The following is a 15,194-nucleotide window of genomic DNA, read 5'->3' as shown; positions in this document are numbered from 1 at the left end:
GGAGCAAGGAAGAGTCCCTATGCCTGTCCGTCCCATCACCATCGCCGGCGAACCCGTGCTGCACCGGCGCGCTGTCGACGTCGAACAATTCGACGATGAGCTGCGCTCCCTCATTGCAGACATGTACGAGACGATGGACGAGGCGAACGGTGTTGGCCTCGCGGCACCGCAGATCGGGGTGGGTCTGCGCATCTTTGTTTACGGAATGGCGAATGACGACGACGTTCCCCCTCGTGGAGTCCTGGTCAATCCCACACTGGTCACCACGAAGGTTTCCGGCGCCGAACCGGACGAGGAAGAGTCGGAGGGGTGCCTCTCATTCCCGGGAGAGTCCTTCCCGCTCAAGCGCGCAGAGTGGGCGAAGGTCAACGGGTATGACGGCGAGGGCAACGCGGTCGAGTTCGAGGCAACCGGGTGGTTTGCGCGCTGCATGCAGCACGAGTTCGATCATCTGAACGGCACGCTGTATGTTGACCGGCTGAATGCGCAGTACTCGCGGAAAGCAAGGAAAGCCGCCAAGGTCAACGGGTGGGGTCAGCCGGGATTGACCTGGATGCCGGGTGTCGATCCGGACCCATTCGGCCACTAGTCAGCCGGCAGCGGCTCGCGCGCGAGGTCTTCGAGACGGTCCACCGAACGAAGCGATCCGAACAGCGCCACCATTGGAGCTGTAGCAGCCAGCAGTACACCCACCAGCACGGCTGAGGTAATGCCGAACACTTCGGCGAGGACTCCGCCGAGGATGCTGGCGATGCCGAGCATCCCCCAACTGACCATCCTCGTTGCAGCTCCCAGCCTTCCCATCATTGCCGGCGGACAGACACGTTGGCGGAAGCTTGTGCCGACAACGATATTCAGCGCGATCGATACACCCATAACGAACATCCCGACCAGTCCGATCACCATTCCTGGACCCGGAGTCATGATGAGGAGCGACGCGTACCCAAGCACGCCCGGAACCATGGACCACCGCCACACCGGTCCGGAACCCAGTCGTTCGGTAAGCCGTTTGGCGCTTAGCCCGCCTACAGCCCCTCCCACCGACGTTGCAGCCATCAACAGACCGAGCCAGATTTCCGACTCCTGCAGCACCCGGACAACCAACAGCACCATCAGCGAGGCGACCATGCTGCCGCCCAGGTTCCACAGTGCAGCGTTGAAGAGGATTGCCCGGAGCGGCGCCGTGCTGAAGGTGTACCGCAGCCCGTCCATCATCTCCACGAAGATGCGCCGCTCCCGAACAGCGACCGGCTTTTCTTCGATGCGCAACGACGAGATTGCAGCGAGAGAGGCGAGCGACGCCCCCACCTGCACAAGAAGTGTGTTGGAGGCTCCCATCACCACGGTGAGCCACCCCGCGATACCCCTGCCCGCCGCGTCTGCGGAGGCGCCGGACGCGGTGATGATGCCGTTCCCCTCGACCAGCTCATCCCCCGAGAGCGCCTGCTGCACCAACGCCTGATCGGCGAGGCTGAAGAAAACCGATGACAAACCGGCTATGAATGCGACAACGAACAGGTGGGTGACCGTAAGCATTCCAAACCAGTACGCAACCGGAAGTGTCGCGAGCGACGCTATCCGTGCCACGAGGGACCAGACAATGACAGGCTTGCGCTTCCAGCGGTCAACCCATACTCCGATAGGCAGGCCGAAAAGCAGCCAGGGCAGGAACGCCATGCCGGCAAGGGCCGCCACCGCAAAGTCGCTGGCCGCGAGCTCAACCGCCGCAATGATCGGCAGGGCGACAGCTGCAACGGCAGTGCCGAAAACGCCTACCGTAGCCGATAACCACAGAGCCCTGAACTTAGGATTGCGACTCACCAGGGAAGCTCTGGGTGCAGTCGTCTCGGCCATTCCCTTAGCGTAATGGAACGTCTCTGGTGATAAGCCCGGTTGTGGATGACTGGTCGGGAACGGGCCCGCACTCTTGACGAAACACCGCTTCCCACGGATTATGCAGAGCCGGTGGAGCAAAACCTGCGGAAAGTGGATGGGCTGGCCGATACGCCGGGTTCTGTCCTGCGGATCCGTGAGGAGCTGCAGTGGCGGCCATCCATCTACGAACGCCGTTGCCGGCGCCCTCCAGCGGCCTACCCGGACACTCGGGCGGGCAGCCCTCAACCGTGTCCTGTCTGGCCTTGCTCCGGGTGGGGTTTACCTAGCCGCTCCGGTCACCCGGTGCGCTGGTGGTCTCTTACACCACCGTTTCACCCTTACCCCCTCTGGGCGAACCAGCGGGGCGGTCTATTCTCTGTGGCACTTGCCTGCGGGTTACCCCGAGTGGGCGTTACCCACCACCCTGCCCTGCGGAGCCCGGACGTTCCTCGGGAGAAGCACGAAAAGCGCTTCACACGCGGCCGCCTGGCCAACCCATCCATTCCGATTCTACGCGCCGGGAGACGCCGTATGTGCCGCGGACCTGGTGTGCAGCATTTCGCTGATCCCTCGACGGTAGAGTGTTGAGGTGCTTATTCTGCTCCCGCCCTCTGAAGGAAAAACGGCTGCAGTCAAAGGGCGCCCCCTCGATCTGGCTTCGCTTGCATTTCCGGGGTTGACTGATGCCCGGTCGGAAGTGCTGGCCGCACTTGCGAAGACCAGCGCCCACCATGACGCACATGCTGTTCTCGGAGTGGGGAATTCCCTCGCGGCGGAAGTACGCCGCAATACCGAATTGCGCCACGTTCCCGCCGCGCCGGCCCACTCCATCTACTCCGGAGTGCTCTATGATGCCCTGGGATACCGCAGCATGACCCCCACGCAAAAGCGAAAGGCGGATTCCGCCGTCGTCGTCGTTTCTGCACTGTGGGGTGCCGTCGGGTTCACCGATGCAGTGCCGGCCTACCGGCTCTCGATGTCAGTTGACCTGCCTGGCACGGGCAGGCTGGCATCCTTCTGGCGGCAACGGCTCCGGTCCGTCCTCGATGAGCGGGCCGGCGATTCACTCATCGTCGACTGCCGCTCAAGCACCTACGCCACCGTGTGGTCCGGAGTGCCGGAGCGAACGGTCGCAGTGAACGTGTTCCAGCAACGCAAGGGAGTGAGGACGGCCGTCTCCCACTTCGCCAAACAGACCCGCGGCGAACTGGCTCGTCACCTACTCACCCGCAGGGGAAAACCGCCGGCGACACCAGAGCAATTACTCCGGGCCGCATCGGAGCGATGGACGTGCGACCTCGTGCCTGCAACCAGTAGGAAAGCGGCTCAACTGAACGTTGTCCTGGCACACTCCGCCTGACTCGTCCTGGTCCGGGGCTATTGCGCGTTCTGGTCCGCAACGAGTTCAACCTCAAACCCCTCTGCGTTCTCCAGGTAGGCTGCGTAATGCTCCCGCCCACCCGCGTAGGGGTGCCGATCACGGAACAGGAGGGTCCATCCATGGCTTCCAGCCCGGCGCGCGAGCAGGTCCACCTGCGCTCGCGTACCGGCGTTGAAGGCGAGGTGATTGACGCCTTGCCGGCGCCGCTCGTGTGGCCCCGACAGGACATCAGGGCCGGCCTCGAGCACGAGGTAGGTACCGTTGCCTGCCCAGCTTGCGCCGTTCTCCCAGCTGTCCTTGGGAAGGAACCCTAACCGTTCGAATAGCCACCCCATACTGCTGCGCGCGGCATTAAGATCCTGAATCCAGATCTCGACATGATGCAGGGTCCCTGACGCTATCCGTGGACCACCGACGTCGGCATTCTCGCCCGGCCTAGAATCTTCCTGCGGGCTCGGGGAGCTCTTGGGCTTCCACTCAACCCCTGCCATTCCTGCATCCATAGCCTCGTTCGAGAGCCTGTCTGCGTCCTTGTTCTTCTCGCGGGGAATCCACTCGTACTGGACGCGGCGGGAATCCACGATGCGGCGGGCCCGCCCGGCCAGCTTCTGCATGTCCGCATGCTTGATCTTCCAGCGTCCGCTCATCTGCTCGACGACAAGCTTCGAATCCATCTTGACAAGGATTCGACAGCCGGAGTCAATTTCATCCGCCAATGTGAGGCCCGCGAGGAGCCCCGAGTATTCCGCCACGTTATTGGATGCAATACCGATGTAGCCGGCTTTCTCCACGAGGATCGCGCCCGTCTTTGGATCACGTACCAGCGCACCGTAGCCCGCATGGCCCGGATTTCCCCGGGAGCCGCCGTCAGCTTCAACGATCAGGAGGTCACGGGCAGGGCCGTCAGGGCTCTCGTCGGTGGCGGAGGGAAATGCGTCGTCGAACAGTGTTCCGGCGGAGTCCTGCACTTTCTCAGCTTCCCCACTCGGACGAACGCACAAGGATGCAGCCAGAGTCGGGGCAGAAGACGACGTCGTCTGCCGCGGCGCGTGAGATGTCGGCGAGATCACCGGGGCTGAGCTCCATGCCTGATCCCTCGGACCGGCCGTGGAAGAGACGAGCCGCGCCGACTCCGCGCTTGGCCAGTGTCCTCTCGTAGATTGCGAGAAGGGCCGGCTCAAAAGAAGCCGCCAGTTGATCGCGTGCGGCCTGGACCTCGGCGCGCTCGGCATCGATCCGGCCCAGTTCCTCGTCCCGAGCCCGCTCAAGTTCCCCGAGCTGACTCCGGACTGTCTCCGACCTTTTGCGGGCATCATCCCGTGCTGCCCTCGCGGCTTCGACCCGCTCCATCACCTCGAGCTCGATATCCTCAAGGTCCGAGCGGCGCCGGGTGAGCGAGGTGACCTCACTTTGAAGCGCCGTGAGGTCCTTCGACGTGCCGGAGCCGCTGTTCAAGCGCTGCTCATCACGCTCCAGCCTTGTGACGACTGCCTGCACGTCATCCTCCGCGCGGGTGAGATCCCGCTCGGCATCCCCGAGGTTTGTGGCTGCAGACACCAGTGCGGACTCGGCGTCCGCTACCTGCGCTGCCAGCGCGACCAACTCAGGATTAGCGCTGACGGTGGCCGCTTGCCGCTGCAACTGATTGAGTTTGGAATCACTGGCCTGCAGGTCAAGAAGCCGTAGTTGTTCCGCCTGAGGTGCTTTTGCCACCGATAGTCCTCCGCCGTCGCCGAATTTCGTTGTCCGTCTACCTTATGGCACGCGCTTGAGCACACCGCGCGTCGGCAATTTTGTGCGGCCTGCTAGCCTTCACCGGGCGTGAGCACAAAATCCCAGGGGTCCGAATTAACGGCACTGACCCGGACGTCAACGGTGAATCCCTGATCGGACAGGACGTTGGACAGCGCGTTCGCCGCGGGCGTCAGCCAGAGCCACTCACTGCCGAAGTGGGACACATCAATAAGGTACGGGCGCCCGTTCACTGCGGCTTCCCGCGCTTCCAGTGCCGGGTGGTGCCGGAGGTCCGCGGTCACGTAGACATCAGCCTGGCTTGCACGCACCTGATCGAACAGGTTGTCCCCCGCCCCGCCGCAGACAGCTACCCGCCGGACAAGACCGTGACGATCACCGGCCACCCGCATTCCGCCGGCAACAGCGGGCAGCAGACCGAAGACCAGCTCCGCAAATTCTCCAAGCGAAGTCACCTCTGCCAGATCGCCGACGCGGCCGATACCTTCTTCAGGCAGCCCATCGGCTGAACCTGCGAGCGGTTCCACATTGGTCAGTCCGAATGCGTCAGCGAGGACGTCCGAAACGCCGCCAACCGCGCTGTCCCCATTTGTGTGCACAGTAACCAGCGCGCAGCCTGCCTCGATGAGCCCGTGGACGGCCGCGCCCTTGGCATGGGTGGCCGCCACCGAATTCACCGGCTTCAACATGAGCGGATGATGCGCAACGATGAGATCCGCTCCAAGTTTCCTGGCATCGCCGACGACAGCCTCCGAGGGATCCACAGCGAAGACAATCGTCGAAACCTCCCGATCCGGACGACCGACAACAAGGCCGACGGCGTCCCATCCCTCCGCCAGCGACTCGGGCCACAATTCTTCGATTGCGAGCAGGACGTCGCCGACAGTGGGTCTCGAGTCACTCGCCTCGTCCACTGCTGGGGAGTGTTCTTCGTCAGCTTCCATAGCCCTAGTTCTACCAGCTTCCAAAAGCCCGGTCAGGCTTCGGCGCCAACTCGCTGTTCCCTGGTGCGGTGCGACGGGAATCATCGCGCTGATCGAAGCATTGTTAACACCATGATGACTTTCGTGCTGGGCGGGGGCTGCTTTTGGTGCCTCGATGCCGTCTACCAAAAAACCCAGGGTGTAACAGAGGTCGTGTCCGGCTATACCGGTGGCCACGACCCCGAACCCAACTACGATTCCGTGTGCTCCGGCATCACCGGTCACGCGGAGGTCGTTGCCGTCACTTTCGATGAGACGGTGGTGCCCGTCGAAGTGATCTTCGGCATCTTCTTTGCTTCACATGATCCGACAACGCTCAACCGCCAGGGTTACGACGTCGGCACGCAGTACCGCTCATCAATGTTCTACCAGGACGCTGAGCAAAAGGAGCTGTTCGAGCGCGCCATCGAGCGGCATCAGGAGGACTGGGCAAACCCGATCGTGACCGAGGTGGTCCGCCTTCCGCGGTTCTACGTAGCGGAGGAGTATCACCAGAACTTCTACGCCAAGCACCCGGAGCAGGGCTACTGCCAGGTGATTATCAATCCGAAGCTTGCCAAAGCCCGGAAATATTACGCTGAATGGCTCATGGCATAGTTCTGCTTCCGGCCGCTGACTAGGCTGAGCACAGTTTTGCTTCAACTCCTTCACCTAACCCAGACAGGAATCTCATGGCACCGATTTACGACGACGTCACCCAGTTGGTAGGACGCACTCCGCTGGTGCGCCTGAACCGCCTGACCGAAGGGCTGGATGCGGAAGTAGCGGTCAAGCTTGAGTTCTATAACCCCGCCAACAGCGTCAAGGACCGCATCGGCGTCGCAATCATCGATGCCGCCGAGAAAGCGGGGGCTTTGAAGCCGGGCGGCACGATCGTCGAGGGCACTTCGGGTAATACAGGTATCGCACTGGCCATGGTGGGCGCTGCCCGCGGCTACAAGGTTGTCCTCACCATGCCGGAGACCATGTCCACCGAGCGCCGGGTGATGCTGCGGGCCTATGGTGCGGAGATCGTTCTCACCCCCGGCTCCGAGGGCATGCGTGGAGCTGTAGATCGCGCGAAGGAAATCGTAGCCGCCAGCGACAATGCCATCTGGGCCCGTCAGTTCGCTAACGAAGCAAACCCGGCAGTTCATCGCGAAACCACTGCCGAGGAAGTGTGGAATGACACCGACGGCAAGGTGGACATCTTCGTCGCCGGAGTCGGGACCGGCGGGACCGTCACCGGCGTCGGGCAGGTACTCAAGGACCGGAAGCCGGGCGTACAGATTGTGGCCGTGGAGCCGGCGGATTCCGCAATCCTCAATGGTGGCGCGCCCGGTCCCCACAAGATCCAGGGGCTTGGGGCCAATTTCGTTCCCGAGATTCTCGATACCTCCATCTACGACGAGGTCATGGATGCCAGCGTCGAAGATTCCGTCCGTGTAGCACGTGCACTGGGTACCCAGGAAGGCATCCTCGGCGGTATCTCCTCCGGAGCCATCGTCTGGGCAGCACTGGAGTTGGCCAAACGTCCTGAAAACGCAGGTAAGCTCATTGTCGCCGTCGTCTGCGATTTCGGAGAGCGCTACATTTCCACCGTACTGTTCGACGACATCCGGGGTTAGTCATTTCTTCAACAGAGGGTGGTTTGTGAGCTTCCTAGCGAGAATGCGAGAAGACCTCGAGGCCGCCCGCGCCCATGATCCGGCAGCCCGAGGGGACGTCGAGAACGGAATCGTGTACTCAGGGCTGCACGCCATCTGGGTACACCGCCTGACGCATCGTATGTGGCGGGTTCCACCGCTACGGTTTCCGGCCCGGATCCTCGCCCAGACGGCCCGGTTCCTGACGGGTATCGAGATACACCCGCAGGCTACTATCGGCCGGCGCTTCTTCATAGACCACGGTATGGGTGTGGTGATCGGCGGCACCGCTGAAATCGGCGACGACGTCATGATGTATCAGGGAGTGACCCTCGGCGGGCGGTCCCTGGAGAAGGTCAAGCGGCACCCAACCATCGGCGACCGCGTCACGATCGGGGCCGGCGCCAAGGTTCTTGGTCCGATCACCATCGGTGCGGGCAGCGCGGTGGGTGCCAACGCCGTCGTTGTGAAGGATACGCCGCCCGACTCCATCATCACCGGCATTCCCGCGACTTTCCGTCACCGGGACTCCGCACGCGAAACGCTGCCTGCGGTGGATCCAGCCGAGTACATTGACCCGGCCCTGTATATCTAGCCAAAGCTGGCGAGAACGACAAATAGCGCCCCGGCGGATCGGATTGTTCCGCTGGGGCGCTATTTCGTGCTTCAGGTTTCCTAGTGTGTGTCGACGGCTTCGACTTCCGAGCGGTCTTCGCCCCAGAGCGTGTGGAATGTGCCCTCAGCGTCCACGCGGTTATAGGTGTGGGCTCCGAAGAGATCGCGGAGGCCCTGGGTGAGTGCGGCAGGCAGTCGTTTGCGGCGGAGGCCATCGTAGTAGGCCAGGGACGAGGAGAACACCGGAACCGGGATGCCCAGCTGGACCGCAGTTGCAACGACGCGGCGCCATGCGGGAACCGCACCTGCAATGGATTCAGCGAACGCCGGAGCCAGGAGCAGGTTAGCCGGCCTCTCATCTCCCGCGTAAGCCTTCATGATGTCGTCGAGCAGCTCGGCGCGAATGATGCAACCGGCCCTCCAGAGTGAAGCGATCTCGTCGAGCTTCAGGTCCCAGCCGTACTCCGTTGCAGCCGCTGTCAGCATGTCAATGCCCTGGGCGTAGCTGACCAGCTTCGACGCGTACAGCGCGAGACGAACGTCTTCAACGAAACCCTCGGGCAATTCAACTGTGCCCTCGTGACCCTCAAGAATGCCCTGTGCAAGCTCACGCTGACCCCGCTGTGAGGAGAGGCCGCGTGCGAACACGGATTCCGCGATGCCTGAGGTGGGGCTACCGAGTTCAAGTGCCGAAACGACAGTCCAGCGGCCGGTACCCTTCTGGCCCGCTGAATCGACGACGACGTCGACGAACGGCTTGCCGGTGCGCTCGTCGGTGTGGGCGAGGACTTCAGCCGTGATCTCGATCAGGAAGGACGAGAGTGTTCCGGTGTTCCATTCGCTGAAGATCTTTGCCTGGTCTGCCGGCTCAATCCCAGCAGCAGTGCGAAGGACATCATAGGCCTCGCCAATAACCTGCATGTCGGCATACTCAATGCCGTTGTGCACCATCTTGACGAAGTGCCCGGCGCCGTCGGTGCCGATCCACCGGCAGCACGCCTCGCCGTTGTACTTGGCAGAGATCTTCTCCAGCATGGGACCAAGCGAGTCATAGGACTCACGTGAGCCACCGGGCATGATGGAGGGTCCGAGCAGCGCTCCCTCCTCGCCACCGGAAACACCGACCCCAACGAAGTGAAGATTCTTCTCCGCAAGCGCCGCTTCCCGCCGGCGCGTGTCTTCATAGTGTGAGTTGCCGGCATCAATGATGATGTCCCCCGCTTCCAGCAGCGGTTCGAGCTGCTCGATGACGGAGTCCACCGGAGCGCCCGCCTTTACCATGATGAGCACCCGGCGCGGCTTCTCCAGCGAGTCAACCAGTTCCTGGAGGGACTCCGTCCGGATGAAATCGCCCTCGCTTCCGTGCTTCTCAAGCAAAGCATCGGTCTTCTCAACCGAGCGGTTGTGAAGGGCTACGGTGTACCCGTTGCGTGCGAGGTTCCGTGCCAGGTTTGCTCCCATGACGGCAAGGCCGGTCACGCCGATTTGTGCACTCATCAAGTCTCCATCTGCAGGTTGCCCCCGTGGTCAGGGACACATCACTTAGCGACGCCCCTGTGCGCCTTGGCTCTCCCACCCTATTACCGGCGTCATGTTCGAAGCCAGACGGCGCTTCCGCGCTGAGGTAATCCGTCGAAACATTCGTGCATGGAAGCGTCGAGCAGAAAGCACCGGATACGAACAAGAACAGACACGCGAAAAACCCCGCTGCCCAGGCCGCAGGGCCGGGAACAACGGGGTTTTTCTTGGTGGGTCCTACCGGGATCGAACCGATGACATCCACGGTGTAAACGTGGCGCTCTACCAGCTGAGCTAAAGACCCTTGACACGGCGGGGCTGGACTGACCTGCTCTCCACCACGAGGAATTACTGTACCGGATCGACGCTCTGCAATGCCAATCAGCGTCTCGCTGGTCCCACCTCCTCGGTCGTAGCCCCGGGTAAGGCGTCCGCGAGGTACGCCAACGATTCCGAGACGCCGAGTTCAAGCTTCAACGACGCGAAGTCGTCTCCTCGGGTTGCACCCCGGTTGATGATGACAACCGGTTTTGCCTGCTTGGCCGCATGGCGCACAAATCGCAGGCCGCTCATGACTGTCAGTGACGAGCCCGCAACCAGGAGGGCGCCGGCGTCATCCACCATCGCATACGCCCGATCCACGCGATCCTTGGGTACGTTTTCACCGAAGTAGACGAAGTCCGGCTTGAGCATGCCGCCGCACACCGGGCAAGGCGCAACCATGAAGTCGGAGGTGTCGTCAACATCGGCATCTGCATCAGGTGCAACGTCACCGGCGTTGCCGGTGCGCTCGAGGTACCCGGGATTGAGCCGCTCAAGCAGCCCCGCGATGTCCTGGCGGCTGAACAAGGTACGACAGCTCAGACACACCACGCGATCATACGTTCCGTGCAGATCCACAACCTTCGTGCTGCCGGCCGACGAATGCAGCCGGTCCACATTCTGTGTGATCAAGCCGGTCAGCAGCCCCCGCTGCTCCATCCGCACCAGGGCACGGTGGCCGTCGTTCGGGTGCGCCCGACGCAGGTGGTGCCAGCCGATATGGTTACGTGCCCAATAGCGCCGCCTTAGTGCGTCGTCGCCCACGAACTGTTGGTACGTCATGGGATTCCGGGGGACGGAATTCGGTCCGCGGTAATCCGGGATACCGGAATCCGTGCTCAAACCTGCGCCAGTCAGAACAGTGAGGCGCAGATGCGCAAGAAGATCAGCCACCCCACGCAGGCTCGTCAGCTGCGAAGCCGTCAGAGAGCTTGCCGCGGCAGGCTCACCCCGGACGAATCCTGTTGTTCCGAATCCTGGGAGCGACGATGCGTGCGGCAGCGGCGAAGATGTCATCGCGGAGATTCTGCGGTGTGTTGGGAAAGACTGAGGAGAGCGGAACGGTAGGTCTCGAAGGCCCGGCCCTCTCCCAGAGGAGCGTCCACGCGCGAATTGATGAGTCCGGCAGGATCGATGAAGAAAGTACTTCGACGCGCATATCCCTCTGACAAATTCAGCACACGATACTGTTCAGCCACCTCACCGTGCGGCCAGAAGTCAGAGAGGAGGTCGAACCCGTATCCCCTCTGCTCTGCGTAAGTGCGCAGGGCATACCGGTGATCGATCGAGACGGCCAGCACTCTCGCGCTGCGGCTCCGGAACTCCCCCAGATTCGCCTGTAGTTCATCCAGTTCATCGGTGCAGACGCGGGAGAACGCGAACGGGTAGAACACCAGCACGACGGCGGTACCGCGCAGCGCGCTCAGACTGACCGGCTCCCCGTGTTGGTTGGGGAGTTCAAACCCCGGAGCAAGGTGGCCGGGCGCCGGCTGCATTGTCACCTACTGTTTGCGACGGGCCACTAGCCGGGTTGCCGCCCAGTCCCGGGAGACTCCGGCTGAAGACGTGGCATGAAGTCCGGCAGTAGGCGCTGCCTCCTGGATTTCAGACGGCGGGACATACCCGTCCCGGCCCGACTTCGGTGTCAGCAGCCAGACCACGCCGCCATCATCGAGCGAAGTCAGTGAATCCACCAGCGCATCCACCAGATCGCCGTCATCAGTACGCCACCATAGGACTACGCCGTCGACAACATCCTGATCGTCCTCCGTCAGCAGTTCCGATCCGATCTCATCTTCCAGATCCGCACGGAAGTCGAAATCAACATCCTCGTCGTACCCAAGTTCCTGAACAAGGTCGCCGTCCTTGAAACCCAGTTTGCCCGCCACGCTTCCTGCTGTGGCGGCTTCGGCCTCGCTCACTTTTTTCCTTCCGAAAGGCTGCGATTGTCACTGCGATTGTCTCGGTGGTGCCTCTGGCCCCGGATCCACAGTACGTTGATATGCATTATTACCAGCCAACACCCTTAAGCGCCACGCTTCAACCCGCGCTTTCCGCGCCGCCAGCACAACGACGACGGCCCGTCCGCCCGCGCCCGGACCTTCGCCAGCCGGAAACAGCCGGTGAGCAGAGGAAAGAGAGGGGTGTTCGGTGAGGGCGTAACCTGGCCCCACCGGTACCCGTTCAGCTACGCATCAAACAGCCCGCGGGGCTAGAGTGTCACAGTGAATCCATAGGTGCGGCGAACGCCGACCGGATTCTGACCGCTTCGACGAGCAACGGCCCGAAGCACGAAGTCGTAGACGTCGCAGACATAATCTGCGGATTGGGAGGGTTTGGCATGGTTGCTGATCAGGGGATTGTGGGTTCGGGTGTTGGTGGGGATTCGGATCCTGAGGAGACGGCTGAGTGGATTGAGTCCTTTGATCAGTTGATTGATCAGCGTGGTTCTGATCGTGCCCGTGATGTTTTGGGGCGTTTGCTGGCGCGTGCTGGTGGCCGGTCGGTGGGTCTTCCCAGTGTTGTGACTACTGATTATGTGAACTCGATTCCGGTCGATGAGGAGCCTGAGTTCCCCGGGGATGAGGAGATCGAGCGGAAGTACCGGGCGTGGATGCGGTGGAATGCTGCGGTGATGGTGCATCGGGCGCAGCGTCCGGAGATCGGTGTGGGCGGCCATATTTCCACGTATGCGGGTGCGGCGACCCTGTATGAGGTGGGGTTCAATCATTTCTTCAAGGGTAAGGACCACCCCAGTGGTGGAGATCAGGTGTTCTTCCAGGGCCACGCGTCGCCGGGGATGTATGCGCGGGCGTTCCTGGAGGGCCGGCTGACCGAGGAGGATCTGGACGGGTTCCGGCAGGAGAAGTCCAAGGCCGGTCATGCGTTGTCCTCGTATCCGCACCCCAGGTTGATGCCGGAGTTCTGGGAGTTCCCGACGGTGTCGATGGGGATCGGGCCGATGAACGCGATCTATCAGGCGCAGTCCAACCGGTATCTGCAGAACCGCGGGCTGAAAGACACCAGTGATCAGCAGGTGTGGGCGTTCCTGGGGGACGGGGAGATGGATGAGCCCGAATCGCGCGGGTTGTTGCAGTTGGCGGCCAATGAAAATCTGGACAACCTGAACTTCGTGATCAACTGCAACCTGCAGCGCCTGGACGGGCCAGTGCGTGGTAACGGGAAGATCATGCAGGAACTCGAGGCGTTCTTCCGCGGTGCCGGGTGGAACGTGATCAAGGTGGTGTGGGGCCGGGAGTGGGATGACCTGCTCGCCAAAGACACCACCGGGGATCTGGTGAAGATCATGAACGAGACCGCTGACGGGGACTACCAGACCTACAAGGCAGAATCCGGTGGGTTTGTGCGCGATCACTTCTTCGGGAAGACCCCGGCCACCAAGGACCTCGTGGCGGATATGGAAGATGCGCAGGTGTGGGGACTCAAGCGCGGCGGGCATGATTACCGGAAGGTGTACGCGGCGTACAAGGCCGCCACCGAGTTCAAGGGCAAACCAACCGTGATTCTGGCCAAAACGGTCAAGGGATACGGGTTGGGTTCACACTTCGAGGGCCGTAACGCGACCCACCAGATGAAGAAACTCACCCTTCAGGACCTCAAGGACTTCCGCGACCACCTGCGCATCCCCATCCCCGACGAAGCACTCGAAGCCGACCTCTACAACGCGCCCTACTACCACCCCGGACCCGACTCCCCCGAAATCAAATACCTCCACGAACGCCGCAAGGCCCTCGGAGGGTACCTACCGGAACGCCGTACCAAGCATTCAGAGGTCGCCCTCCCGGGAGACAAGACCTATGAAGTGGCCAAGCGCGGCTCGGGGAAGCAGCAGGCCGCCACCACGATGGCCTTCGTCCGCCTCCTCAAGGACCTCATGCGGGACAAGGAGTTCGGCAAGCGGGTGGTGCCAATCATTCCGGACGAGGCCCGGACGTTCGGCATTGATGCCTTTTTCCCGACAGCGAAGATCTACAACCCCAAGGGCCAGAACTACCTCTCGGTAGACCGCGACCTGGTCCTCGCGTACAAGGAATCGATTCAAGGCCAAATCCTCCACGCCGGCATCAATGAAGCCGGATCAGTTGCTGCGTTCACCGCGGCTGGCACGGCGTACGCCACGCAGGGCGAGCCGCTGATTCCGATCTACGTGTTCTACTCAATGTTCGGATTCCAGCGCACGGGAGATTCCTTCTGGGCAGCAGGAGACCAGATGACCCGCGGGTTCATCATCGGCGCCACCGCAGGCCGCACCACCCTCACCGGCGAAGGCCTCCAACACGCCGACGGACACTCACCCATCCTTGCCTCCACCAACCCCGCCGTCATCACCTACGACCCGGCCTACGGATACGAGATCGGGCACATTGTCCACGATGGCCTCGAGCGGATGTACGGTAACGGCAACGCAGTCTCCGGGGCCGATCCCAACGTCATGTACTACCTCACTGTCTACAACGAGCCCATCATCCAGCCGGTAGAGCCGGAGAACCTCGATGTGGACGGGCTGCTCCGCGGCATCTATAAGCTCAAGGACGGGCATTCCGCGGAGAATACTCCGAGGTCACAGATCCTGGCCTCCGGCGTGGCCGTCCCGTGGGCGCTCGAGGCGCAGCGCATTCTTGCCGAGGAGTGGAATGTCTCCGCCGATGTGTGGTCGGTGACCTCGTGGACGGAGCTGCGGCGTGACGCACTCGCCGCCGAGGAGGAGGCGTTCCTCAACCCCGATGCAGAGGCCCGCGTTCCCTTCGTCACCAAGCGGCTCGGCGACGCACCCGGACCGATCGTGGCCGTCACCGACTACATGAAGGCTGTTCCGGATCAAATCCGCCAGTTCCTGCCGCAGGACTTCGCCACACTCGGAGCGGACGGGTTCGGCTTTTCAGACACACGCGCCGCAGCCAGGCGGTACTTCAAGATCGACTCCCACTCCGTCGTCGTACGCACTCTTGAGCTCCTCGCGAAGCGGGGAGAGGTAGACGCAGACGCTCCGCGCCAGGCAATCGAGAAGTACGCGCTCCTTGACGTCAACGCGGGAACAACGGGCAACGCGGGCGGAGACTCCTAACCCTTTCTGTTCGAGCAGGGTCCGCCGGCATCCATGTG

The 15,194-nt window shown here is 62.3% G+C and carries 14 protein-coding genes, 1 tRNA gene and 1 other RNA gene; 6 read left to right on the top strand and 10 right to left on the bottom strand.

Features of this window, described 5'->3' with window-relative positions; all coding sequences use genetic code 11:
- Positions 1-19: 19 nt before the first annotated feature.
- Entirely contained in the window at positions 20-589 is a 570-nt protein-coding gene (def, locus tag P4U43_RS02230; RefSeq protein WP_056546858.1) for a peptide deformylase, read from the top strand.
- Here def and P4U43_RS02225 read toward each other — a convergent pair.
- Both P4U43_RS02225 and rnpB read right to left on the bottom strand, forming a co-directional pair.
- On the bottom strand, positions 586-1,854 hold the full coding sequence (locus P4U43_RS02225) for an MFS transporter (RefSeq protein ID WP_277357261.1): 1,269 nt from the start codon (positions 1,852-1,854) through the stop codon (positions 586-588). The two genes, def and P4U43_RS02225, sit on opposite strands and share 4 nt — an antisense overlap.
- Before the next feature lie 133 nt (positions 1,855-1,987).
- An RNA gene (gene rnpB / locus P4U43_RS02220) (RNase P RNA component class A) lies at positions 1,988-2,373 on the bottom strand.
- A gap of 91 nt (positions 2,374-2,464) precedes the next feature.
- On the opposite strand from rnpB, the gene P4U43_RS02215 reads away from it, so the two are divergent.
- Entirely contained in the window at positions 2,465-3,235 is a 771-nt protein-coding gene (locus P4U43_RS02215; RefSeq protein ID WP_277357260.1) for a YaaA family protein, read from the top strand.
- A gap of 17 nt (positions 3,236-3,252) precedes the next feature.
- Here the strand turns inward: P4U43_RS02215 and P4U43_RS02210 are convergent, their stop codons facing one another.
- The 3 genes from P4U43_RS02210 to P4U43_RS02200 all read right to left on the bottom strand — a co-directional run bounded on the left by P4U43_RS02210 (position 3,253) and on the right by P4U43_RS02200 (position 5,952).
- Entirely contained in the window at positions 3,253-4,224 is a 972-nt protein-coding gene (locus tag P4U43_RS02210; RefSeq protein ID WP_318532996.1) for a reverse transcriptase-like protein, read from the bottom strand.
- 4 nt (positions 4,225-4,228) lie between these two features.
- Positions 4,229-4,969, bottom strand: a complete 741-nt coding sequence (locus P4U43_RS02205; RefSeq protein WP_277357259.1) for a zinc ribbon domain-containing protein — start codon at positions 4,967-4,969, stop codon at positions 4,229-4,231.
- A gap of 92 nt (positions 4,970-5,061) precedes the next feature.
- Complete coding sequence (locus P4U43_RS02200; protein WP_277357258.1) at positions 5,062-5,952, bottom strand: Nif3-like dinuclear metal center hexameric protein; 891 nt, start codon at positions 5,950-5,952, stop codon at positions 5,062-5,064.
- A 111-nt stretch (positions 5,953-6,063) separates the two neighbouring features.
- On the opposite strand from P4U43_RS02200, the gene msrA reads away from it, so the two are divergent.
- The 3 genes from msrA to epsC all read left to right on the top strand — a co-directional run bounded on the left by msrA (position 6,064) and on the right by epsC (position 8,211).
- Positions 6,064-6,588, top strand: coding sequence for a peptide-methionine (S)-S-oxide reductase MsrA (gene msrA / locus P4U43_RS02195; protein WP_277357257.1), 525 nt, complete (start codon positions 6,064-6,066; stop codon positions 6,586-6,588).
- A 74-nt stretch (positions 6,589-6,662) separates the two neighbouring features.
- Positions 6,663-7,598 (top strand): cysteine synthase A, encoded by a 936-nt coding sequence (cysK, locus tag P4U43_RS02190; RefSeq protein WP_056546844.1) that lies wholly within the window; start codon positions 6,663-6,665, stop codon positions 7,596-7,598.
- A 25-nt stretch (positions 7,599-7,623) separates the two neighbouring features.
- Positions 7,624-8,211 (top strand): serine O-acetyltransferase EpsC, encoded by a 588-nt coding sequence (gene epsC, locus P4U43_RS02185; protein ID WP_056546842.1) that lies wholly within the window; start codon positions 7,624-7,626, stop codon positions 8,209-8,211.
- A gap of 80 nt (positions 8,212-8,291) precedes the next feature.
- Here epsC and gndA read toward each other — a convergent pair whose 3' ends face one another.
- From gndA to P4U43_RS02160, 5 genes are all read right to left on the bottom strand, one after another.
- A complete protein-coding gene (gndA, locus tag P4U43_RS02180; RefSeq protein WP_277357256.1) occupies positions 8,292-9,728 on the bottom strand; it encodes an NADP-dependent phosphogluconate dehydrogenase in 1,437 nt (478 codons plus the stop codon).
- Between the two features lie 249 nt (positions 9,729-9,977).
- A tRNA-Val gene (locus P4U43_RS02175) sits at positions 9,978-10,053 on the bottom strand.
- Positions 10,054-10,130: 77 nt separating this feature from the next.
- On the bottom strand, positions 10,131-11,087 hold the full coding sequence (locus P4U43_RS02170) for an NAD-dependent protein deacetylase (RefSeq protein WP_277357255.1): 957 nt from the start codon (positions 11,085-11,087) through the stop codon (positions 10,131-10,133).
- Complete coding sequence (locus P4U43_RS02165) at positions 11,084-11,566, bottom strand: redoxin domain-containing protein (RefSeq protein ID WP_277357351.1); 483 nt, start codon at positions 11,564-11,566, stop codon at positions 11,084-11,086. The genes P4U43_RS02170 and P4U43_RS02165 overlap by 4 nt, the downstream gene beginning before the upstream one ends.
- A 6-nt stretch (positions 11,567-11,572) precedes the next feature.
- Positions 11,573-11,992, bottom strand: coding sequence for a DUF3052 domain-containing protein (locus P4U43_RS02160; protein WP_056546830.1), 420 nt, complete (start codon positions 11,990-11,992; stop codon positions 11,573-11,575).
- 419 nt (positions 11,993-12,411) lie between these two features.
- Here P4U43_RS02160 and aceE point away from each other — a divergent pair, with 419 nt between their 5' ends.
- Positions 12,412-15,156, top strand: a complete 2,745-nt coding sequence (gene aceE, locus P4U43_RS02155) for a pyruvate dehydrogenase (acetyl-transferring), homodimeric type (protein ID WP_277357254.1) — start codon at positions 12,412-12,414, stop codon at positions 15,154-15,156.
- The last annotated feature ends 38 nt before the right edge of the window (positions 15,157-15,194 follow it).

Origin of the sequence: Arthrobacter vasquezii (assembly GCF_029455255.1) — a bacterium.
In the GTDB taxonomy this organism is placed as follows: Bacteria; Actinomycetota; Actinomycetes; order Actinomycetales; family Micrococcaceae; genus Arthrobacter_D; species Arthrobacter_D parietis.
The sequence above is the reverse complement of the archived record's forward strand: the minus strand, read 5'-3'. Positions and strand labels throughout refer to the sequence as shown.